Source organism: Pseudooceanicola algae (assembly GCF_003590145.2).
GTDB classification, from domain to species: domain Bacteria; phylum Pseudomonadota; class Alphaproteobacteria; order Rhodobacterales; family Rhodobacteraceae; genus Pseudooceanicola; species Pseudooceanicola algae.
Genome location: NZ_CP060436.1, coordinates 1,754,541 through 1,776,286, shown reverse-complemented (window position 1 = coordinate 1,776,286; position 21,746 = coordinate 1,754,541). Strand labels below are relative to the sequence as shown.

At 65.4% G+C, this 21,746-nt stretch carries 21 protein-coding genes; 7 read left to right on the top strand and 14 right to left on the bottom strand.

Translation table 11 applies throughout. The features are described from left to right. Positions 1–2: 2 nt before the first annotated feature. The 4 genes from thiS to pdxR form a co-directional block, all read right to left on the bottom strand. Positions 3–200 carry a sulfur carrier protein ThiS gene (gene thiS / locus PSAL_RS08365; RefSeq protein WP_119838969.1) on the bottom strand — a complete coding sequence of 66 codons (198 nt, stop codon included), beginning with the start codon at positions 198–200 and terminating at the stop codon, positions 3–5. Beyond that, the gene (locus PSAL_RS08360) at positions 190–1,125 is read right to left on the bottom strand and encodes an FAD-dependent oxidoreductase (RefSeq protein ID WP_119838968.1); all 936 of its coding nucleotides are present in this window, start codon (positions 1,123–1,125) and stop codon (positions 190–192) included. The genes thiS and PSAL_RS08360 overlap by 11 nt, the downstream gene beginning before the upstream one ends. Continuing rightward, positions 1,122–2,918, bottom strand: coding sequence for a phosphomethylpyrimidine synthase ThiC (thiC, locus tag PSAL_RS08355; protein WP_119838967.1), 1,797 nt, complete (start codon positions 2,916–2,918; stop codon positions 1,122–1,124). The genes PSAL_RS08360 and thiC overlap by 4 nt, the downstream gene beginning before the upstream one ends. 300 nt (positions 2,919–3,218) lie before the next feature. Further along, positions 3,219–4,709: a MocR-like pyridoxine biosynthesis transcription factor PdxR gene (gene pdxR, locus PSAL_RS08350; protein ID WP_119838966.1), complete on the bottom strand. Its 1,491-nt coding sequence runs from the start codon at positions 4,707–4,709 to the stop codon at positions 3,219–3,221. 380 nt (positions 4,710–5,089) lie between these two features. Here pdxR and PSAL_RS08345 point away from each other — a divergent pair, with 380 nt between their 5' ends. The 3 genes from PSAL_RS08345 (at position 5,090) to PSAL_RS08335 (ending at position 8,333) form a co-directional block, all read left to right on the top strand. Continuing rightward, on the top strand, positions 5,090–6,088 hold the full coding sequence (locus PSAL_RS08345; RefSeq protein WP_119838965.1) for a taurine ABC transporter substrate-binding protein: 999 nt from the start codon (positions 5,090–5,092) through the stop codon (positions 6,086–6,088). A 185-nt stretch (positions 6,089–6,273) separates the two neighbouring features. Continuing rightward, positions 6,274–7,074, top strand: coding sequence for a taurine ABC transporter ATP-binding protein (locus PSAL_RS08340; RefSeq protein WP_119838964.1), 801 nt, complete (start codon positions 6,274–6,276; stop codon positions 7,072–7,074). After that, entirely contained in the window at positions 7,071–8,333 is a 1,263-nt protein-coding gene (locus PSAL_RS08335) for an ABC transporter permease (RefSeq protein WP_119838963.1), read from the top strand. Before PSAL_RS08340 ends, PSAL_RS08335 begins: the two co-directional genes overlap by 4 nt. 67 nt (positions 8,334–8,400) lie before the next feature. Here the strand turns inward: PSAL_RS08335 and PSAL_RS08330 are convergent, their stop codons facing one another. The 7 genes from PSAL_RS08330 to PSAL_RS08305 all read right to left on the bottom strand — a co-directional run bounded on the left by PSAL_RS08330 (position 8,401) and on the right by PSAL_RS08305 (position 15,356). Further along, the gene (locus tag PSAL_RS08330) at positions 8,401–9,045 is read right to left on the bottom strand and encodes a glutathione S-transferase family protein (protein ID WP_119838962.1); all 645 of its coding nucleotides are present in this window, start codon (positions 9,043–9,045) and stop codon (positions 8,401–8,403) included. Between the two features lie 8 nt (positions 9,046–9,053). After that, on the bottom strand, positions 9,054–10,787 hold the full coding sequence (locus PSAL_RS08325) for a Rieske 2Fe-2S domain-containing protein (RefSeq protein ID WP_119838961.1): 1,734 nt from the start codon (positions 10,785–10,787) through the stop codon (positions 9,054–9,056). 317 nt (positions 10,788–11,104) lie between these two features. Beyond that, the gene (locus PSAL_RS08320; protein WP_231388658.1) at positions 11,105–11,851 is read right to left on the bottom strand and encodes a gamma-glutamyl-gamma-aminobutyrate hydrolase family protein; all 747 of its coding nucleotides are present in this window, start codon (positions 11,849–11,851) and stop codon (positions 11,105–11,107) included. 2 nt (positions 11,852–11,853) lie between these two features. Then, positions 11,854–12,852: an amidoligase family protein gene (locus PSAL_RS19245; RefSeq protein WP_119838959.1), complete on the bottom strand. Its 999-nt coding sequence runs from the start codon at positions 12,850–12,852 to the stop codon at positions 11,854–11,856. Positions 12,853–12,909: 57 nt separating this feature from the next. Next, on the bottom strand, positions 12,910–14,628 hold the full coding sequence (locus tag PSAL_RS08315) for a sensor histidine kinase (protein WP_119838958.1): 1,719 nt from the start codon (positions 14,626–14,628) through the stop codon (positions 12,910–12,912). Positions 14,629–14,643: 15 nt separating this feature from the next. Beyond that, the gene (locus PSAL_RS08310) at positions 14,644–15,198 is read right to left on the bottom strand and encodes an RNA polymerase sigma factor (RefSeq protein WP_119838957.1); all 555 of its coding nucleotides are present in this window, start codon (positions 15,196–15,198) and stop codon (positions 14,644–14,646) included. Beyond that, on the bottom strand, positions 15,195–15,356 hold the full coding sequence (locus PSAL_RS08305; RefSeq protein ID WP_196222779.1) for a NepR family anti-sigma factor: 162 nt from the start codon (positions 15,354–15,356) through the stop codon (positions 15,195–15,197). Before PSAL_RS08305 ends, PSAL_RS08310 begins: the two co-directional genes overlap by 4 nt. A 103-nt stretch (positions 15,357–15,459) precedes the next feature. Between PSAL_RS08305 and PSAL_RS08300 the strand changes: the two genes are divergently transcribed. After that, on the top strand, positions 15,460–16,272 hold the full coding sequence (locus PSAL_RS08300; RefSeq protein WP_119838956.1) for a response regulator: 813 nt from the start codon (positions 15,460–15,462) through the stop codon (positions 16,270–16,272). 191 nt (positions 16,273–16,463) lie between these two features. On the opposite strand, the gene PSAL_RS08295 is transcribed toward PSAL_RS08300, so the two are convergent. From PSAL_RS08295 to PSAL_RS08285, 3 genes are all read right to left on the bottom strand, one after another. Next, positions 16,464–16,673 carry a DUF1328 domain-containing protein gene (locus PSAL_RS08295; RefSeq protein WP_119838955.1) on the bottom strand — a complete coding sequence of 70 codons (210 nt, stop codon included), beginning with the start codon at positions 16,671–16,673 and terminating at the stop codon, positions 16,464–16,466. 212 nt (positions 16,674–16,885) lie between these two features. Next, positions 16,886–17,905, bottom strand: a complete 1,020-nt coding sequence (locus PSAL_RS08290; RefSeq protein WP_119838954.1) for a 5-oxoprolinase subunit C family protein — start codon at positions 17,903–17,905, stop codon at positions 16,886–16,888. Further along, a complete protein-coding gene (locus PSAL_RS08285) occupies positions 17,902–18,639 on the bottom strand; it encodes a 5-oxoprolinase subunit B family protein (protein ID WP_119838953.1) in 738 nt (245 codons plus the stop codon). Before PSAL_RS08285 ends, PSAL_RS08290 begins: the two co-directional genes overlap by 4 nt. A gap of 154 nt (positions 18,640–18,793) precedes the next feature. Between PSAL_RS08285 and PSAL_RS08280 the strand changes: the two genes are divergently transcribed. Genes PSAL_RS08280 through PSAL_RS08270 form a run of 3 tightly spaced genes read left to right on the top strand, consistent with a single transcriptional unit; the run spans position 18,794 to position 21,644 of the window. Beyond that, the gene (locus PSAL_RS08280; RefSeq protein WP_119838952.1) at positions 18,794–19,759 is read left to right on the top strand and encodes a TRAP transporter substrate-binding protein; all 966 of its coding nucleotides are present in this window, start codon (positions 18,794–18,796) and stop codon (positions 19,757–19,759) included. A 56-nt stretch (positions 19,760–19,815) separates the two neighbouring features. After that, on the top strand, positions 19,816–20,343 hold the full coding sequence (locus PSAL_RS08275) for a TRAP transporter small permease (protein ID WP_119838951.1): 528 nt from the start codon (positions 19,816–19,818) through the stop codon (positions 20,341–20,343). Beyond that, positions 20,343–21,644 (top strand): TRAP transporter large permease, encoded by a 1,302-nt coding sequence (locus PSAL_RS08270; RefSeq protein WP_119838950.1) that lies wholly within the window; start codon positions 20,343–20,345, stop codon positions 21,642–21,644. Before PSAL_RS08275 ends, PSAL_RS08270 begins: the two co-directional genes overlap by 1 nt. Positions 21,645–21,746: the final 102 nt, after the last annotated feature.

Sequence of the window (21,746 nt, the reverse complement as noted above, 5' to 3'; positions counted from 1 at the left end):
GCCTAGCCCCCCTGCATCGGAGACAGGATTTCCACCCGAGCGCCGGGCGTCAGCGCCGTGCTGTCGCGCAGGTCACGCGGTACGAAGGCCCCGTCGAGGGCGGTGGCCACGGCGGCGGCCTCCAGCCCCTTCTCGTCGATAAGGGCGGCAAGCGTGGCGGCCTCGGTCAGGACCGGGGCGCCGTTGAGGTCAATGCGCATGGGATAGCTCCCTTGTCAGAAGGTGTACGAGATCCCCGGCCAGCACCGGCGCCATGAGAAAGCCGTGACGATAGAGGCCGTTCAGATGGACGCGGTCGCCGTCGCGGCGCAGGGCGGGGATATTGTCGGGAAAGGCCGGGCGCAGGCCCGCGCCGGTGGCGATCAGGCTGGCTTCGGCGAAACCGGGGTGGATGGTCCAGGCGGCCGACAGAAGCTCCATCACCGCGCGGGCGGTGACAGGGCCGGCGCGCGCGCTTTCCAGCATCGTCGCCCCCACCATGAAGCGGTGGTCGCCACGCGGCACCACGTAGCAGGGAAACCGCGGATGCAGCAGGCGGATCGTGCGGCTCAGCGTGACCTCGGGGGCATGCAGTTCCAGCATCTCGCCCCGCAGGGCGCGCAGGTCGGGCAGGCGGTCCCGCGCTGCGATGCCGCGACAATCCACGATCCGGCCACGCGGGGCCTCGACGTGAAAGGGCACGTCGCGCCCGGTCAGGCGGCGGCGCAGAGCCGCCAGCGCCCCCACCGGGTCCATATGCGCCTCGGTTTCGAAGAACAGGCCAGTGGCAAAGCGGCCCGCCAGATCCGGTTCCAGATCGCCGGGCTGCACCGTGGCATGGCCGCGCGTGGCGCGGGCGAAACGGTCCAGCTCGGCCCGGTCACGGGGGGGGGCGATGACCAGAGTGCCGCGCCTTTGCAGGCCGGGCACCCGCGCCGCCCACCAGGCGACCGCTTCCTGACCCCGGACAACGATCTGCTCGGGCGCGCTTTCGCCTTCGCAGAAGGGCGCAAGCATCCCGCCAGCCAAGCGGGACGCTGCAGGGGGCGCGTCCTTCGGTTCGATCACCTCGACCGCCAGCCCCGCCTCGGCCAGGGCGGTGGCGGCACATAGCCCCGCCACCCCGGCCCCGAGAACCGAGATCATTCCGCCGGTTCCTGTACGTCCTCGGCGGGCATGTAAAGATCACCGCCATCGCGAAACTTCTCGGCCATGCGCGCCATGCCGTCCTGCTTTTCGGCGGCGGCGCGGATGTCGTGGGAGATCCGCATGGAGCAGAACTTTGGCCCGCACATGGAACAGAAATGCGCGACCTTGTGGGCCTCTTTCGGCAGGGTCTCGTCATGCATTTCGCGCGCGGTATCGGGATCGAGGCCAAGGTTGAACTGATCCTCCCAGCGGAACTCGAACCGGGCGCGGCTAAGCGCATCGTCACGCAGCTGCGCACCGGGGTGCCCCTTGGCCAGGTCGGCGGCATGGGCGGCCAGCTTGTAGGTGATGACCCCGGTCTTCACGTCATCGCGGTCGGGCAGGCCAAGGTGTTCCTTGGGCGTCACATAGCACAGCATCGCGGTGCCGAACCAACCGATCATCGCCGCACCGATGGCGCTGGTGATATGGTCATAGCCCGGCGCGATATCGGTGGTAAGCGGACCAAGCGTGTAGAACGGCGCCTCGTGGCAATGTTCCAGCTGCTTGTCCATGTTGGCCTTGATCTTGTGCATGGGCACATGGCCCGGCCCTTCGATCATGACCTGGCAATCGCGGGCCCAGGCGATCTTGGTCAGCTCGCCCAGTGTCTCGAGCTCGGCAAACTGCGCCTCGTCATTGGCATCGGCAATCGAGCCGGGGCGCAGACCGTCGCCGAGGCTGAAGGACACATCGTAGCGGCGGCAGATTTCGCAGATCTCCTCGAAATGTTCGTAGAGAAAGCTTTCGCGGTGATGATGAAGGCACCACTTGGCCATGATCGAGCCGCCGCGCGACACGATGCCGGTGACGCGTTTCACGGTCATCGGGATCATGTGCAGGCGCACCCCGGCGTGGATGGTAAAGTAATCCACCCCCTGTTCGGCCTGTTCGATCAGCGTGTCGCGATAGACCTCCCAGGTCAGGTCCTCGGCGATGCCATTGACCTTTTCCAGCGCCTGATACAGCGGCACCGTGCCGATGGGCACCGGCGCGTTGCGGATGATCCAGTCGCGGATATTGTGGATATTGCGCCCCGTCGACAGGTCCATCACCGTGTCGGCGCCCCAGCGGATCGCCCAGACCATCTTTTCCACCTCTTCCTCCATCGAGGAGGTCACGGCGGAGTTGCCGATATTGGCGTTGATCTTCACCTTGAAGTTGCGCCCGATGATCATCGGCTCCAGTTCACGGTGGTTGATGTTGGCGGGAATGATGGCGCGGCCCTCGGCGATCTCGCGGCGCACGAATTCCGGGGTCACCAGATCGGGCAGATCTGCGCCCATCGGATCGCCGTCCTGCGCTTCGCCGGACAGGCGGCCTTCGTTTTCGCGGATGGCGACGAATTCCATTTCGGGCGTGATGATCCCGGCGCGGGCATAGGCCAATTGGGTCACGGCGCGATCCCCGGTGGCCCGCATCGGCACGGGTTGGCGCGGAAAGGCTGGGGTCAGCCGGTCGCCTTCGGCAAAGCCGTTGTCGGCGGCGGTGATGGTCCGGCCTTCGTAGGCCTCGACCTCGCCCCGGCTCTGTAACCAGCCGCCCCGGACATCCGGCAGGCCCATGGCAATGTCGATGCCGATACGCGGATCGGTATAGGGGCCGGAGCTGTCGTAGACGCGCAGCGGCGCCTCGCCGGTCACGGAAATCTCGCGCAGGGGGACGCGGATGTCGTGGGTCGGCCCATGGACATGGATCTTCTGCGAGGCGGGCAGGGGCCCGGTGGTGATCGTGGGGACAGGTTTGTTCATTTCGGTCTCTCCTTGCGAAAAGACCCAAGTGAAACGGGTAGCAGAAAGGGGCCATGGACCCCTGCGCCTGCGACGCAACGGGCCCTGCGGCCCGAAAGGACCGCCCCTGATCCGGGATGCGGAAATGCCCTTCGGTCTTCCTACGCCAGCATCAACTGGGTCAGGTTCAAAGGGTCGCTTCACCGGAGGTGCGCGGGGCACCACCTGTCAGCCTCTCAATCCCCTGGGCGGGATTCCCCTGACGTGGGCCAAGTGTGGCGGCGGTGCGGTCCGGGGTCAATGGCGAAAATGGCAGGCCGGTCATTCGCGGTCGGGCAGGGGGGCGCCAAGGTGGTCTTCCATGACGCGGGCGATCAGCGCCACGCCTTCCTCGATCCGCGCCGAGGCGATGGAGGAATAGGCCAGCCGGTAGTAGCTGCGGCTTTCGTCGCCGGCGGCGAAGAACGCCTCGCCCGGTTCGATCAGCACGCTGTGCTGGCGCAGGTCCATCGCCAGTTTCGAGGTATCCACCAGATCGGGCGCCTTCATCCAGAAGGACGACCCGCCAAAGGTTTCAGGCGCGGCCGGGGTCAGCCCGTGCTGACGCAGGCTTTGTTCCATCAGTGCGCGCCGGGCGCGATAGCTGCGCGCCATCCGGGTGATCTGCGCATCGAAATGCCCCAGCGACAGGAAATAGGCCGTGGTGCGCTGCATATGGCTGGGCGGGTGGCGCAGCACCATGGACCGCAGGGCGCGGGCCTCTGATATGAAAGGTTCCGGTGCGACGATGAAGCCAAGGCGCAGACCGGGAAAGATCGATTTGGAAAACGAGCCCATGTAGACGACCGACCCCGAGCGATCCAGCGACTTCAGTGCCGGGGACGGGGATTTCAGGAAGGACATCTCGAATTCGTAGTCGTCCTCGACGATGATGAAATCGTCCCGCTCGGCCCGGTCAAGCAGGGCGCGGCGGCGGGCCAGCGGCATGGTGGCATTGGACGGGCAATGGTGCGACGGGGTGGTATAGACCACGTCGGCATCCTGCGGGATTCTTTCGGGGGGCAGGCCGTCCTGATCGACATCGACCAGGTCCAGCGTGCAGCGCGACTGGCGCAGGATATGGCGCAGGCCGGGGTAGCAGGGGTTCTCCATCACCGCTTTGCGGCGCTGGGTCAGCAGCAGCTGGGCAGTCATCCACAGGGCATTCTGCGCGCCCATTGTGATCAGTATCTCTTCGGGTCGCGCAGTGATGCCGCGCCGGGGCAGGATCTGGCGCAGGATGAATTCCAACAGCATCGGGTCGTCGCGTTCATAGTGATCGGTGGCCAGCGTGTCGAAATCCTTGCGCCCCACCGCTTTCAGCGCGCAGGCCCGCCAGTTTCGGTGATCAAAGAGCCGCGCATCGCTTTGCCCGTAGATGAAGGGAAACTTGTAGTCACGCCAGTTCGCGGGCCGCACGATGGGCAGCGCATCCGACACCTTCTGGCTGATCTTGCGGGCCCAGTCGATCTGGGCGCTGCTGCGACGTTCGGTGATCGCCAGGATCGGCCTTTGCGGCGCGGTCTCGGCCACGAAGAAGCCCGATCGCCCCCGCGAGGTCAGGTATTCGCTGGCCACCAGCTCCGTATAGGCGTTGGTCACCGTGATCCGCGCCACGCCCAGATGTTCGGCCAGATGCCGGGTGGAGGGCATCTTTTCCCCCGCCAGACACCGCCCCGACAGGATCGCCTCCGATACGATCTGCTGGATCTGCTGTTGCAGGGTGGTTTCCTGTTCACCGGACAGGAAGAAGGTTTCGGCCGGTATCGCCATTTCGGGGTCCTGTGGCTCCATGCGTCGTCAGGACTGGTCTTATCCCATCGTCGCCTCCGGGGCGACCGGGTGCAGGCGTGGAAGCCGGCCTGCGCCCTTGGGCGGGCGGGCAAACGGCCGGGCGGAGCCGCTCTGCCTAAAGGCGCGGCAGGTTTAGGGCCAGAAGATCACGACGGATAGGTCCAGAATACCGGGTGAGTTGTCAGGATCGTTTGGCTGATCTTAGCTTTTCCATAGAGACGGCAGTTTGCCTGCTTCAGCCCGGTCGCGTGCCCCACAGGCGGCGACAGCCAGGAAATTGCCCGGAAACAAGACGAAGAGACCAGATCCCGGCCGCAAGAGCCGGGGCCGTTCCAACAAGATCCAACTAGGAGAGTGACATGAAAAGATCCCTTACCCCGCTGCTGGCCGGGACCGCGATGCTGCTTGGTGCCCAGGGCGCGCAGGCCGATATCACCGTCGGCTACTTCCTGGAATGGCCGATGCCCTTCCTCGCGGCCAAGGCCGACGGTCTCTACGACGAGGCGCTTGGCGAAACCGTCACCTGGGTCAGCTTTGAAACCGGCACGGCGATGTCGGCGGCCATGGCTTCGGGCGATGTGCAGATGTCCGTCAGCCAGGGTGTCCCGCCCTTCGTCGTCGCCGCCTCTGCCGGGCAGGCGCTGCAGGTGATCGACGTGGCTGTCAGCTATTCCGAGAACGACAATTGCGTCGTCGCCACCGCGCTCGAGATCGACAAGACCACCGCCGCCGACCTGGAAGGCAAGACCGTCGCCGTGCCCATCGGCACCTCGGCGCATTACGGCTTCCTGCGCCAGATGGATCACTTCGGCGTGCCGCTCAACAGTCTCAAGATCGTCGACATGGCGCCGGTCGATGGCGCGGCGGCCCTGGCCCAGGGCGCGGTCGATTTCGCCTGCGGCTATGGCGGCGGTCTGAGCCGGATGAAGGAGCACGGCAACGTTCTGCTGACCGGCGCCGAGAAGGAAGATCTCGGTATCCTGGTCTTCGACGTGACCTCGGCCCCGACCGATTTCATCGCCGAGAACGAGGACCTGGTGTCGGCCTTCCTGAAGGTCACGGCGGATGCCAATGCCAAATGGGCCTCGGGTGAGGGCGGAGACGAGATGCTGGCGGCCATCGCCAGGGAATCGGGCATGGATCTGGCGGCCACCACAGCGGCCATCGAGACCTTCACCTTCCCCACGGTCGAAGAACAACTGTCCGACAAGTGGCTGGGCGCCAACGCGGCGACGTTCATGAAGGGCGTGGCGGATGTCTTTGCCACCTCCGGCAGCATCGACGCCGCGCTCGACAGCTACGAAGGTTCGGTCAACACCGGCCCGCTCGCGGCCATCGCGGATGATGTGCAGGGCTAAGGCCCGGCCGCGACGACAGGGCGGGGCGGTGCCGGTTGCATCGCCCCCAAAGGGCGTCCCGACGGTGCATCGCCCCCAGGGGGGCGTTGGACGATGCATCGCCCCTGTCGGGGCGTTCGACGGTGCACTGCCCCGACAGGGGCGTTCGGCATCACGAGACAGACTGAACGAAGGGGCAGGCCGCCATGGATGGGCTTCAGATAGACAATCTTTCGATGCGGTTCGATCTTGCGAACGGCAAACACGTCCAGGCGCTGCAGGATGTCTCGCTCTCCCTCGAGAAGGGAGAGATCCTTTCCGTGCTCGGCCCTTCGGGCTGCGGCAAGTCCACGCTGCTGAACATCCTCGCCGGCTTTCTGGCGCCGACCTCGGGGCAAGTGCTGATGAACGGCAAGGCGATCTCGGGGCCCGGTCCGGAACGCGGCATGGTCTTCCAGAAGGGCGCGCTGTTCGAATGGATGAACGTCCGGCGCAACGTCGAATTCGGCCCCCGCATGAAGGGGATGCCCGAGGTCGAGCGCAATACCATCGTGGAAAACCTGCTCAACACCGTGGGCCTGCGCGATTTCAAGGAAAAGGCGGTCTATGAGCTTTCGGGCGGGATGCAGCAGCGGGTCGCGCTGGCGCGCTGCCTTGCCAATGAACCGGAGCTGATCCTGATGGATGAACCGCTCGGCGCGCTGGATGCGCTGACGCGGGAAAAGATGCAGGGGCTGATACTGAAGCTGTGGAAGGACACGGGCAAGACCGTGATCCTGATCACCCATTCCGTCGAAGAGGCCCTGTTGCTGGGTGAACGCCTGCTGGTCATGGCACCGCGACCGGGCCGCATTCACAAGGAATACCGGCTGCCCTTTGCCGAACGGGCCGTGGGTGCAGACCTGCGCGAGGTCAAGAAAAGCGCCGGATTTGCCGAAACACGTGACGAGATCCTGTCGATGATCTGGGAAATGGAAGAGGAAATCATGGGCGGAGCGGAAACATGACCAGCCTCGTCCTGCTTGGCAGCTATGTCGTTCTGGTGGCCCTGGCGGCCTATGTCGTCGGGGCGATCCGCCGGATGATGACACCTTCGGCGGATTTCACATCGCTCAAGACGGTGACCTTCGGGGATGAGGCGGCGGTGCGCCCCGACCGGGCGGCCTCGGTCATCTCGGTTCTGGTGATCTTCCTGATCTGGGGGGCTTTCACGGGGTCGAAATGGGTGCCGATCCATGTGCCCGGCCCCTTCATGGGGGAAACAGAATTCAGCTATACGGCTGAAAGTCCGGGCGGCGAGACCGGGCAGGGGCAGGTCAGCGTGCTGGTGACCGAAGCCGGGGCCAAGGCCGAGGACCCGCAGGTCGCACCTGCCACCGGCTTCGTGCAGAACGACAGCGCGGTGACGGCGGCCTGGCGGTCGGTCCTGATCTCGGCGCAGCGCAACGACGGCGAAGATGCGGTGATCACGGCCGTGGAAGGCCAGCCGATCCAGCCCGGCGATACCGTAAAGGTGCCCGATGGCGCGGTGACGATGACCAATCGCGGATCGCTGAACTTCCAGCCCGCGAAGGGCCTGCAGATGGAGCCGATCTGGATGCCCCCACCCGAAGCGGTGGTAACCCGGTTCGTGGACATCCTGCAGAACGGCTTCCAGAACACGCCGCTGCTGTCGCACCTCGGCTGGTCGATCTGGCGGGTCTTCGCGGGCTTCCTCCTTGGCTCGCTGGTGGGCATACCGCTTGGCTATGCCATGGGGCTGTCGGGCTGGGTGCGCGGCTGGTTCGACCCAATCGTCGAATTCATGCGCCCGGTGCCGCCGCTGGCCCTGATCCCGCTGGTGATCATCTGGTTCGGTATCTGGGAAACCGGCAAGATCGTCCTGCTGTTCCTCGCCGCGCTCTGGGTCATGACCATCGCGGCGCGGGCCGGCGTGTCGGGCGTGAACCTGGCCAAGGTGCATGCGGCCTATTCGCTGGGGGCGAACCGGCGCCAGATCCTGCGCTACGTGATCCTGCCCAATTCCCTGCCCGAGGTCTTTACCGGCGCGCGGGTCGCCATGGGCGTCTGCTGGGGCACGGTCGTCGCGGCCGAACTGGTCGCGGCGCAGAAGGGCGCGGGCATGATGATCATTGCCGCCTCGAAATTCCAGCAGACCGACACGGTGCTCATGGGCATCGTGCTGATCGGCCTTATCGGTTTCGGCATCGACATCCTGATGCGCTTTGCCGAGCGGGTCATGGTGCCCTGGAGGGGGCACGGCTAGCACATTCCCAGACGCAAATCGGACGCGGGCGCCTTCGGGGGCCCGCGTTCTGCGACCTGCAGGGGCTTTAACCCTCGGGCGCCGGGCTGGTGCCGAAGATACCGGACATGGTGATGAAACCGGGGATACGCTTGACCCGGTCCAGCCAGCGCCGCAGCGCCGGGTAGTCGGTCAGCATCACGCCGCCTTCCTCGGCCAGGGCAATGGCGGGGAAACAGGCAAGATCCGCAATGCTGGGCGCCTCCCCCGGCACCAGCCAGGCCTCCCCGTCCTGTTCGGCGAACCACAGGTGTTCGTCCAACTGGCGCAACAAGCCGCGCGCGGCACCCTGCGCGGCGGCGACATCAAGGGGCGCGAACATGCCAAGGGCGCGGCGGGCCTGTCCCGCGCTTGCATCCAGCGCCGCTCCAAAACCCATCCATTGACCGCACAGGGCCACCCGCAGCGGATCGTCCACGGGGTACCATATCCCCGTCGGGTCATGGCGCAGGGCCAGATAGGTCAGGATCGCCTGCGCGTCCTCGATCACCCCGTCCCCGGTCGCCAGAACGGGCAGCCGCCCCAGCGGCGCGATGGCGCGGAAGGCCTCGCCCTGCTGCTCCTGCCCGGGATATTCGTCGACGCCGATCACGTCGCAGGTCAGCCCCAGCACGCTGAGAAAGAAGCGCACCTTGTAGCATTCGGCCGAAAGTTCGTAGGAATAAAGCTTCATCTTCGGCCTCACAGGTCCAGAACCAGCCGCCCGGAGCGGGCGCGCGACACGCAGGTCATGATCCGGTCGCCCGCGGCCTTTTCGGCCTGCGACAGGTAGACATCCTGATGATCCGGCGCCCCGTCCAGCACCCCGGCAAGGCAGGTCCCACAGGCGCCCTGTTCGCAGGAGGATGGCATGTCGACGCCATTGGCACGCAGCACCTCGAGGATGCTTGTCCCCGCCGGCACCTGCAATGTCATGGCCGAGCGGGCCAGCGCGATCTCGAAACGGCTGCTGTCGTCCAAGGTTTTGGTATTGCTGAAATATTCGAAGTGGACATTGGCCTCGGGCCAGCCCCGATCGGCGGCGATCCGGCGGGCGGCATCCAGCATCGCGCCGGGGCCGCAGACATAGACATGCCGGGCAAAGCCGGGCGCGGCGAGGATCTGTTCCAGTTGGGCGGCCACTGCCTGCGGATCAAGTCCCAGATGCGGCTGGAAGGCATCGCCAAGCCTGTCGCGGCGTTCAGCAAATGGCAGATGGGCGGCCGAGCGGGCAAAGGCATGCAAGCAATAGTCCAGTCCCTGCGCCGCAAGGGCCTGCGCCATGGCCAGCATCGGCGTGATCCCGATGCCCCCGGCCAGCAGGATCGTCTGCACCGCATCCCGGCGCAGGGGAAAATTGTTGCGCGGCGCCGAAAGGGCAACCGTATCGCCCTGCCGCAGGTCGCCATGCACCGCCGCAGAGCCACCGCGCGATGCCGGTTCCAGTTTCACGCCGATCTCGTAGAACCCGGTCTCTCCCGGCCCGTTGGTCAGCGAATATTGCCGGGTCAGCCCGTTGGGCAGGGCAATGTCGATATGGGCGCCGGGCTGCGGCGTCGGCAGGGGGATGCGCGGCTCCAGGGGTTCCAGTCGCAGGGCGCAGATCCCTTCGGCGGTTTGCCGGTGTTCGGCGATGCGCGCGCGCAATTCTGTCTTTGGCCCCTGACGGCTGCGCGCGGGCATGGCGGCCAGTTCGGGATCGACCGGCGCATAGACCGGTGCATAGGGGGCGGGGGCAGGCTGGTGGGCCGCCTGTGCCTCGATCCGCCGGCGCAGGGTTTCGAAACGGTGGCTCCAATAACGCAGGACATCGCGCCCCACAGGGCCGGGGATCAGACCGCGCAGGATGGTCTTGCCCGCGTCCGAGGGTTGCAGGAACAGCCAGAGTGCCCGGGACCCAAAGCGCAGACAGAAGGGCGACAGGGGCGTGGGATCTTCGGCGAGGTCGGCGGCGAATTCCCGGCACAGGTCCAGCGGGGCGGTGACGGGCAGGGGGCGCAGGGCGGTCAGGTCGGCGGGCAGATCCGGCCACACCGTGCCGGGCTGCGGAGCCACCGCGGACCAGATAAGCCCATGGGCTTCGCGCGCCTCGTAGGTGCGGTTGCAGATCGTGCGCGCCGGGGCATCGGCGGGATGGGCGGGGATATAGGTGCAGCCCGCCGTGCGGTTGGCATAGCGCCAGCCGTGGTAGATGCAGCGCAATTCGCGCCCTTCGTTCAACCCGACCGACAGGCGCACCCCCCGATGCAGACAACGGTTTTCCCAGACGTTGACCGTGCCGTCATCGGCCCGCCAAAGCGCCAGCTCCTGCCCCCAGAGCTGACCGTGAAAGACATGCCGCAGGGCCAGGTCGCCGGCCGAGGCGACGGGCAGCCACTGGGCAAGATGCTCCGGGGGGATGGTGGGATCCTGCGGCGGGGTGGAAGTTATTGGCATGGCGGTCTTTCTGGGCGGCGGGTGCGGTATGCGCCGCCCATTTGCCCGGCAGGGCAAGGCCGGGTCAACCGGGCGCAGAGCGGAAAGGCCAACGTCGCAGAGGGGCGAACGGGGAAAGTGCCTGCGGATCAGGCAATGGCAGGGCGTCATGGAAAGGGGTAGGTGCGTCGGAAAAGGGGGATACTTTTCCGACGCACAAGGTTCGCCGACAGGGAGAGGCAGGAACCGTTTGTCCGGTGCGGGACTATGGGGACAGTTGCACCGGTCATATCAGTAACGGCGGGTCCGGCGGAAAAGTTCCGCACCGGCGAAAAAAATTAGAAAAAGGTTTCTGCCGCCATCTCTTCGGTGACCTCATGGCCCTGGCCGCGACCCTCTGCACGGGCGCGGGCGGCCGAGGCGAGGGCGCGAAACAGGCGGCGCTGGCGGCGGGCATAGGGGATGTGTTCGGGGTGCCATTGCACGCCAAGCGCAAAGGGATCCTCGATCCGTTCGACCGCCTGGACCATGCCGGCCTCGTCGCGGGCGGCGACGCGCAGGCCGTCGCCCAGCCGGTCCACGGCCTGACTGTGCAGCGCATTGACCCGCATGGGCGACATGCCGGCGATACGTGCCAGATGGGTGCCTTCGTCAACCGCAATCCGGCGGCGCGGCAGGATCGTGCGGTACTTGCGCGACTCGTAGACGTCAAAGGCGTCCTGATGCAGCGTCCCGCCCGAGACCACGTTCAGCATTTGCGCCCCGCGACAGACGCCCAGCACCGGCATTCCCCGATCAAGCGCCTGTTCGATCAGGGATTTCTCAAGCTGGTCCCGGTCCGGGTCCAGGGTCACGCGGGTCACGATTTCGGTCCCGTAAAGCGCCGGGGCAATGTCGTCTCCGCCGCCGATGACAAGGCCGTCGACGGCATCCAGATCGACCTCGGCGCGGGTGTCCCAGCGAAGGGTGCGCGCGCCTGCCAGCCGCAGGTTGAGCCAGAACAAGGGGTAGATCCGCCAGCCGGAATGGCGCGAAACGGTGACGCCGATGACCGGGCGGCCACGCCGGGATTCGCTGCGCGCCAAGGTCACGAGCTCCAGCGCCGCCAGCCGCCTGCCAGCCGCGCGTGATCGCTGGCGCGCAGCACGCCGGAAACGGTTTCGGCCCAGTCCGTCCCGGTCGAGGTCAGGTCGCGGCGGTGGTCGATCCAGGCCGCGCAGAGGCGGTCCAGGGTGGCACGATCTTCTGCAAGCGCTTCGATGGCCACCCAGTTCGCCCATTCTGCGCCGAGGCTCCAGCTCGGGTCCTCGATCCTGCAATCGGGCATCCGGAAATGCCACGCCGGCCGGGCCGATATCGCGCTGCCGTCGCCGAACTGGCGACGGATCAGCTGGGGATCGAGATGGGCAAGGATCGGCAGCATGTCCAGCGCATGGTTCCTCGAAGCCGCATGGTCGAGGTAGATCTTGGTCAGTTGGCGCGTGTCGGCGGGCGGCCCCTTGGCCAGCGCGTCGCGCAGGCTGCGAGGGTAGCGGTCGACGAAGGGCAGCAGACGGCGCGAGATGTCGATCGGATAGGCGCGCCGGATCAGCGGTTCGGTCAGCGCAAAGGCGGTCAGCACCGACCACAGGTGCCCGACCTCGGGGCTGGCGATCTGGACATTCAGATGGACGCCGTAGCCCAGCAGGATGCCGCGGTTCGTGCCGAAGGCGCCGTTGTCCTCGAAGGTGACCAGCAGCGCATCCAACCGCGCGAGGTCCGCAGGGTCAAAGGGCGAGGTGACTAGTTCCACCGGCACGAGGTTGCGCGCGAGGTCCAGCGCGGCGCGGCCGAAATCGCTGTCGACCTGTTTGCGGTAGGCGGTATCGATGTAGATCTTGCAGCGTCCGAAGGGCGTGTCCGACACGGTCAGGTCGGTGCCATCGCGCTCGATCTCGGCATCGAAAAGGTCCGCCAGCAGCGCCGCCGCCTCGTCTTCGGTCAGACCGCCGAATTCGACCTCGACACCCAGAAGGCGGGTGTTTCCGTCATTGTCGCGCCTCTGCGGCAGGCGGGGCGGGCGGGCGTTCGGCGATGTCCTGTCCATGATCGGGCGTCTCCGTTCCCACGGGGCGCGGCACCTGCCGTCGCCCCGTGATCCGTGTCAGTAGTCCAGCGGTTCCGGCTGGAAGGTCAGAACCTCGAAGTCGACCGAGGCGCGGTATTCGGTCTCGGTCTCGGTCATCTCGACGGTAGAGCCAAGCTGGGTGGCGAAGGCGCGGATCAGCTGGCTGCCCAACCCGGTGCTGTCGTCCTCGTATTCGGGACGTACATGAGAGCCCTTGGAATTGACCATCGTCAGCCGCGCGCGCCCACCTTCCTGCACAAGCGTCAGCGTAAGCCAGGGTTCGCCGGAATCGTTGCCGGTGTATTTCGCCGCATTGGCCATCAATTCCGAGGCCAGAAGCGACAGCGGCACCGCCTGATCGGGATAGAGGATCACGTCCTCCACGTCGATCTTCACCCGGATCCGGTTCCCGCCCGAGGCACTGGCCTGCAGGGTCTGATTCGCGACTTCGCGCACCAGATTGCCGACATTGACCTGCCCTTGCTGTTCGACCTGATGCAGATTGCGGTGGATCGCCGCCATCGCCAGCACGCGGTCCTGCAACCGCGCCAGAATCGCCTTGGTTTCCGGCGAATGGGCCTTGCGGATGTTCATGTTCATGATCGAGGAGATGAGCTGAAGGTTGTTCTTCACACGGTGGTGGACTTCCTTCAGCAGCACGTTGCGTTGGCGCACGGCGTTTTCCAGCTCTGCCTGGTCATGCAGGATGGTTTCGGCCATGAGGATGAAATCCTCTTCCATGTTGGTCAACTCGTCCGAGGCGCGCGACATGGAACGGTCGTCCTCGAATGTGCGGACCCGTTCAAAGCGGCGCATGCGCCGGCCGAGCTGGCGGATATGGCGGCCCGCCATGCGGTCGATGGCGATGAAGCCGACCACGACAGAGGCGATCCACATCAGCACCGGGAACAGGATCACCGGGGCCTTGACCGCTTCGGTCATGTTGGACACCGAGGGCCAGACGCCAAGCGCAAAGACCTCCTGGTTCACGATCGGCACGACGACATACAGCCGGTCATTGCCAAGCCGGCTTTGCCCGGAAAACACCACCGGCGCCATCCGCGAAATATCTTCCAGGGTGGCGCGGATAGGCAGCACGCCTTCGGCATCGGCGGGGCCGACGGAAGAGGTCAGCAATTCGCCATCGCTGTTGAAGGTGATCAGCTGATCGGGGGCGGCATCCACCTTCGGCAGCTTGTCCAGATCCAGCACCGAATGGGGCACGGAAATGACCACGTAGCCGGTATAGACGCCATCCTCGAAGACCGGATGCGATACGATCAGGACCGAGGTATCGCTGATCGACCCCTGCCGGCTGACCAGCACGGATGGGCTCTTGTCCTCGATGATCTGCAGGTGGTTGGGCCGGTCCGAGATATCCGAGCCGACTCCGGTCGAGGCGCATTGCACCTGGCCGTCGACGGGGATGAAGGCCGCCAGGCTGATCTCGGGCTTGTCGGCCGCATAGTCCTGCATCATCTGGCGGCAATAGGGCTGTTCGTGCCCGTTCACCTGGACGGAATGCGCCAGGCCCGCAGCGGCGCCATAGGCCTGCTGCAGGATGCTGCGTTCCTTTTCGACACCCTGCTGGGTCAGGGCCAGAAGCGACAGACGGGTCACTTCCTCTGCCTGGGTGCTGACCTGGCTGGTCTGATAGATGGCAACAAAGCCGATGGGGACAAGGGCAAGTGAAAGGATTCCGGAGATCCTGAAACTCAGGCTCCGTCTCCAGGGCGTTTCAGCGGTTTGGGGCATTCAAATGGGTCGCCGTCAGCGGGCCGTCAGCGGTTTGGACGTCACGACGGCCATGGTGGCGGGGTCGGTCAGTTCCATCGCTTCGTTCTCGTTCAGATGCAGAAGTTCGGCAAGTTTCGCGCGGCCACGGTTGGCGCGGCTCTTGATGGTGCCGACAGCGACACCACAGGTCGCGGCGGCTTCTTCGTAGGAGGCACCAAGGGCCCCGACCAGCACCAGGGCTTCGCGTTGCTCATCGGGCAGCTTGTCGAAGGCACGGCGGAAGTCGGCCATCTGAAGGCGGCCGTCATGGGCCGGCTTTTCGGACAATGAGGCGGCGAAGATGCCGTCGCTGTCAGCGACTTCCCGGCGCGTCTTGCGCAGGCTGCTGTAGTATGTGTTCCGCAGGATCGTGAAGAGCCAGGCGCGCAGGTTCGTGCCTGGCTGAAACTTGTCGATATTGGTCCATGCCTTGACGATGGCATCCTGAACAAGATCGTCGGCGGTGGCGCCGTTCCGTGTCAGACCCAATGCGAAGGCGCGCAGCGCCGGCAGGTGATCAACCAGTTCGTCCCGGGGAGACGTGCTCATTTGCGTTCCTCCTGCCCAGAGGTGTCGGACTCCTGCGTCCGAAGCTGCTCCAGCAGGTTCTTGAACCGATCCGGGATGTCTTCCTCGAGAGTTGACTGGAAGACCTTCTTCAGATTTTCATCGATCCCGCCGCTCGTTTGTGATTTCGAGTGACCCAATTTAATATTCCCTTTCAAACTCCGGAGAAATTCTTGCTGCTAGCGGAACCTAACGCAAGCCCGCAGCGTTAGGTTCCGAGAAAAACGAAAATCAGGGGATAAAATGTCAGTCTCTACCGGCACCACGGATCTATCGGCCCTCATCGGGGCCCACCTCCCATATCTGCGCAGATATGCACGCGCCCTGACGGGCTCGCAAAGCTCGGGCGATGCCTATGCGGCTGCGACTCTCGAGGCCATCCTTCAGGACCGGACGGTCTTTGATGGCAAGGTTGGCGACAAGGCGGCATTGTTCAAGGTCTTCCATACGATCTGGGCCAGTTCCGGGGCTCCGGTCGCCATCGAGGCTTCGGGTCACGAGGCGCGCGCTCAGGAATACATGGCGCGTCTCAGTCCCAACACCCGCGAGGCGCTTTTGTTGCACTCGATCGAAGATTTCAACACGACCGAGGTCGCCGCGATCATGGGGACGGATACCGGCGAGATCGAAACACTTCTGGCCACCGCGCGTCAGGAAATGGAAGACGCGGTGTCCGGCCGGGTCCTGATCATCGAAGACGAGGCGATCATCGCCATGGACCTCGAGGCGCTGGTCGCCGAGATGGGCCACCGCATCACCGGTGTTGCGCGCACGCACACCGAGGCCGTCAAGCTGGGCCGGGCAGAACAGCCTGATCTGATCCTTGCCGACATCCAACTGGCCGACAATTCCAGCGGTATCGACGCGGTGAACGAACTTCTGAAGGAGTTCGGCGAAATGCCGGTGATCTTCATCACCGCCTTCCCCGAGCGTCTGTTGACCGGGGACCGTCCCGAGCCGGCCTTCCTGATCTCCAAGCCTTACCGCGAAGACCAGGTGCGTTCCGCGGTCAGTCAGGCGATGTTCTTTGCCTCGACCGAGACACTGAAAAGCTGAACCCGGGTGCGGGCGCTGCGCCGTCGTGGCGCGACCGCGCCCGTCCCGTTGCCGAGCATCTGATTGCCGCGACCCGGACATGCCGACCGCCGACCCATTATCCTGTCACCCTGTGGCCCGCTCACTTGTTTCGGCACCATACGGGATCACGCCATGCAAAGGCCCCGCCCAATCCAGGCGGGGCCTTTTCGTCATGTGGATCGTTTCGTTCGGGTGCTGCCGCGGTCGCGCCGGCGGCGGCGATGCTTCATGTGGTGTATCAGGAATGCGGCGACGGCCAGCCCTGCGAAGAGGACAAAGAGGACCTGAGCGATCCCCGCCGATGCCGCCGCGATCCCGGCAAAGCCGAATACTCCGGCGATAAGCGCGACAACGAGGAAAACAAGAGCCCAAAGCAGCATTGAAGGCCTCCTTTCGTTGTCTGCCAGCCCCGGATGGGGCCTGGTCGTGGTTGCAGATCAAACGCGCGCCGGCAGGGGGCGGTTCCCGCTGCTCTCAGGGCGGTCCTGACAAATCGACGGACCTTTGCCTGCTTCGGGGTGGGAGGCTGCGGGGGCGAAGCGTGCAAATGTGGCGCGCTTTGGCGGTCACGGAAGGCCTTGCGGTCAGGGCCCTATCTGTCCAGATCGTCGCCTGCCGTCACACCGCTGATCAACTGGTAGGCCAGCAGGTCGGGGATGTCTCGCGGGTCGCGAAGCAAGGGTGACACACGCGGCAGCAAGGTGTCGATCAGGCTGTCTTTGGGGTGCAGTGCGGCTTCGGCGCTGTCCCAGTCGATGAAACGAAAGCGCAGCGAGGCGTCCTGTCCGGCCTGCACCATGCGCCCCATGTCCGCCGGGTGGACCGACCCGATGCGGGGATAGCCGCCGATGGTCTGGCATTCCGCCAGCAGCAGGTAGGGGGTGCCATCGCCGGTGATCTGAAGGTCCCCGGCCTGAATGGGTTCGGACGCCAGATCGCCGGCACCAAGAAACCAGTCGGGCGCCGCATCGGTGGTCAATTGCATCGCCTGCCGGTTGCTGCGCGGGCCGCGCGCGAAACTTGCGCTCGCAAAGGCATCGCGTTGTTGGGCCGAGAACAGATCGGTCTGCGGGCCTTCAATCACCCGAATGACGCCGCCGGACAGGCGGTCTTCGGTCCGGATCAGGCGGGCAGAGCGGCCCGGTGTGGGATCGGCGGCCAGCGGCAATTCCGTCCCATTCCCAAGCAGACCGCCGATCCTGACGGCCAGATGGGTGGCGCGGCTGCCCAGCATCTGCTGCGTGGCAAAACCGCCCGCCGGGGTCAGGTAGCCGGTCGTGCCCGCCTCGACCGGGCCGATCTTCAACTGATCGCCGGGCGCGATGGGGTGGGCGGCGTTCCAGGTCAGTGGACGCCCATTCAGGCTGGCCCGCATGAGGGCACCGGTCAGGGCGATCATCGTCGGTTCGGTGACCCGGAAACTGCCCCCGAGGCCGGGCATCTCGAGGGCTGCCAATGGAACCGGACTGCGCAGCAGCGCGGCTGCTTCGAACAGCGCCAGCCGATCAAGCGCGCCGCCGCGCGACAAACCCTGCGCAGCCAGCCCCGGCCTGCCGCAATCCTGTATCGTCAGGCCGGGTCCGGCGATGTCGATGCAAAACTGCCCGCTCATGTCAGATACTCCAGCCGGGCACCGCCCATGTCACCGGACTCGGCCAGCGTCAGGCGTTCGGCGGCCGAGATGCGGTGAAACCGTATCATGTCGCCTGGGCGCAGGGGCATGGGGTCGTCCGCTTCAGGCTGAAACGGGCGAAAGGCGGTGCGGGCGATCTGCAACCACCCTGTCGGCGAGGGGTTGGCGAACAGCACCAACTGGCGGATGGCGACTGTCAGTGCCCCGGCGGGCACATCGGCCAGCGAGTCCCGCCGGGGGAAATCCCAAGGTCGGGGAAGCAGGCCCAGATAGGGTTGGCCCGGGGCGAACCCGATGGCAAGGATGCGGGGCCGGGCGTCGAGGATCTGCGCGACAGCCGCCGCTTCGCCAAGGCCCGTTTTCGCAGCGGCCTGCGCAAGGCCCGGCGCGTCGTCCCCGTCAAAGCTGATCGGCAGATGCCAGCAACGTTGCGCGCGCACTTCGGCTCGGTCCAGCCAGTCGCGTTCCCGGATCAGGCCGCGCAGCGCCGCGGCGCCCTGTGCCCGGTCGACCTGCGCCAGATCCAGGCGAATCTGAACCGAGGCCAGCGCTGGAACCACCTCGCAGACGCCCGGCAGGCGCGCCGCCTCGGCGCCGAAATCGCGCGCCGCGCGGTTGGCCTGTTCGCTGAAACCAAGGGCGAAGCGCACAAGAAAGCCGTCCATCCCGAAGGGGCAAAGCTCCGGAAAGCGATCTGCCTGCGGATGGCGCAATTTTTGCTCTCTTTCATTCACGGTGACAGGTTTTCCTTGACCTGAGTGGCAAAACGTCGACAAATTGTCAACATAATGGTGTTGATCCACGGGAGTGGGCCGAACAAGAGCCCGCCCTTTCAGCACTGCCACCAAACTTCAACAGGAGGTTCAGATGATCCGCTATGCTGCCGCCCTTGCCGCCGGGATGACCCTGGCTGCGCCCGCCCTTGCCGAGACCTGGAACATGCCGGTTCCCTATGGCGATACGACCTTTCACACAGTGAACATCCGAGAATTCGCATCGGACGTCGCCACCGCCACGGACGGCGCGCTCGAGATCGAGGTGCATTCCGCGGGCTCTCTGTTCCCGCATGCGGAAATCAAGAACGCCGTGCGGTCGCGCCAGGTGCCGATCGGGGAATTCCTTCTGTCGCGCCTGTCCAACGAAGACGCGGCCTTCGGCATCGACAGCCAGCCCTTCCTTGCGACCTCCTACGAGGAGGCAATGACCCTTTGGGAGGCGCAGAAGCCCGTCATCACGGAGTTGATGGCCGAACAGGACCTGATGCCGCTGTTCTCGGTCCCATGGCCGGCGCAGGGTCTTTATACCAACGGCGAAATCGCGACTGTCGACGATCTGTCGGGGCTGCGTTTCCGGGCCTATAACGCCGCGCTGGAACAACTGGCCACCCTCGCCAAGGCCGCGCCGGTGCAGGTCGAAGCCCCCGATATCGCTCAGGCCTTTTCCACCGGTCAGGTGGAGGCGATGATGACCTCGCCTTCGACCGGGGCCAATTCCTCGGCCTGGGATTACGTCAATACCTACACGGCCGTCGATGGCTGGCTGCCCAAGAACATCGTCGTGGTGAACAAGCGCATGTTCGACGCGCTGCCCGAAGACGTGCAGGCCGCCGTGATGGAGGCCGCCGCCGCTGCCGAGACCCGCGGCTGGGACATGTCCGCTGCCGAAGCGGATGAGAAGAAAGCCGTCATGGCCGAGCACGACATGGCCATCGTCACCCCGACGCCCGAGTTGATGGAGGGCCTCAAGGGCTTTGGCGCCACGATGATGGAAGACTGGAGCGCCTCGGCTTCGGATGAAGGCAAGGCAATCCTGGACAGCTATTCCGCCGATTGACCACCATCGGCCCTGCGGCAATTGCCGCAGGGCCCTGATCCGTGAAAGGGGCCAGGATGATCCGGCGCTGTCTCGATACCCTCTACCTGGCGGGCGGCATCTGCGCCGCCGGGGCCATCCTGGCCATCTGCCTGCTGGTTTCGGCCCAGGTGGGCCTGAACATCCTGGCGCGGCTTGGCGGGCCGGGCCTGTCCTTCACCATCCCGTCCTATGCGGATTTCTCGGGGTTCTTCCTGGCAACGGCTAGCTTTCTGGCGCTGCCCTATGCGCTGCGCCAGGGCGCACATATCCGGGTGAACCTTGTGATTTCACGCCTGCCGCAACGGCTGGCCTGGGCGTTCGAGATCGCGGTGCTGATGATCGCCACCGGCATCGCCGCCTACGCCAGTTATTTCGTGATCAGCCTGACGCAGGAAAGCCTCCGCTACGGCGACATGTCCACCGGCATCGTGGCGGTGCCGCTGTGGATCCCGCAGCTGGCCATGGATGCGGGGCTGGTGCTGCTGACGCTGGCGCTGGCCCAGACCCTGGTGGAGAGCCTTGCGGCGGGGCGCCCGGTGATCGTCGACGGGGATGAAGCCTGATGTCCGATCCACTGATCTTCTCGATTCTGCTGGTGGTGCTGCTGGCGCTTCTGGCCGCTGGTCTCTGGGTCGCCATGGCGCTGATCGCTCTGTCGCTGGTGGCGCTGGTCTGCTTTGCCAATGCGCCGCAGGGGTTGGTGCTGGCGACGACCCTATGGGGGCATTCCCACAGCTGGTCGCTGGCCGCCTTGCCGCTGTTCATCCTGATGGGAGAGATCCTGTTGCGGTCCCGCCTGGCGGGGGACATGTTTTCCGGCCTCGCGCCATGGCTTGGCCGGGTACCGGGACGGTTGCTGCATGTGAACGTGCTGGGGTGCGCGATCTTCGCGGCGGTCTCGGGCTCTTCTGCGGCGACAGCGGCCACGATTGGACGGATGTCGGTGCCGGAACTGACAGCGCGGGGTTACCCGCAGCAACTGATCCTCGGCACTCTGGCAGGGTCCGCGACGCTTGGTTTGCTGATCCCGCCCTCGATCATCCTGATCGTCTACGGTGTTGCCACCGAACAAAGCATCGCTCGCCTCTTCGTCGCGGGCATCCTGCCGGGGCTGATGCTGGTGGGGCTTTTCGCGGGCTACGTCGGGTTGCGGGCGCTGCTGTCCCCGGCTGACATCCCAGACGACGGCCAAAGCTATACCCTTCGGGAAAAATTGCGCGCCTCGCGTCGCCTGTTGCCGGTGTTGGTGCTGATCCTCGGGGTGATCGGATCAATCTATACCGGGGTCGCCTCGCCTACGGATGCGGCGGCGGTCGGGGTGCTTCTGGCCACGATCCTTGCCTTTGCCTCGGGCGGCTTTCACTGGAAGGACTTCTTCGCGGCGCTGATGTCGGCGACGAAAACCTCGGCGATGATCGCCTTCATCCTGTTGGGCGCGGCCTTTCTTGCCATCTCCATGGGCTTCACCGGCATCCCGCGCAACCTTGCGTCCTGGATCGGGACCATGGGCCTGTCGCCGGTGGCGCTGTTGGCGGTACTGACACTGTTTTTCATTGTCCTGGGGTGTTTCCTGGACGGAATTTCGGTGGTCGTGCTGACAACCTCGATCATCCTGCCAATGGTCGAAGCCGTGGGGATCGATCCGCTCTGGTTCGGCATATACCTGGTTCTGGTCGTGGAAATGAGCCAGATCACCCCGCCGGTCGGTTTCAACCTGTTCGTCATCCAGGGCCTGACGGGAACTGATATCCTGCAAGTCGCCAAGGCCGCGCTGCCGTTCTTCGGGCTTCTGTTGCTCGGCGTCGTCTTGATTACCCTGTTCCCCGGTATCGTGACTATGCTACCGGAGGCGATGGGGAATTGAGGGGGCTCTGCCCCCACGCCACGATCCGCTGGCGCGGCTCATGGCGCCCCCCGGAGTATTTTCAGCCAGATGAAAGAGCCTCGGGACGCTCTTTATCATCTG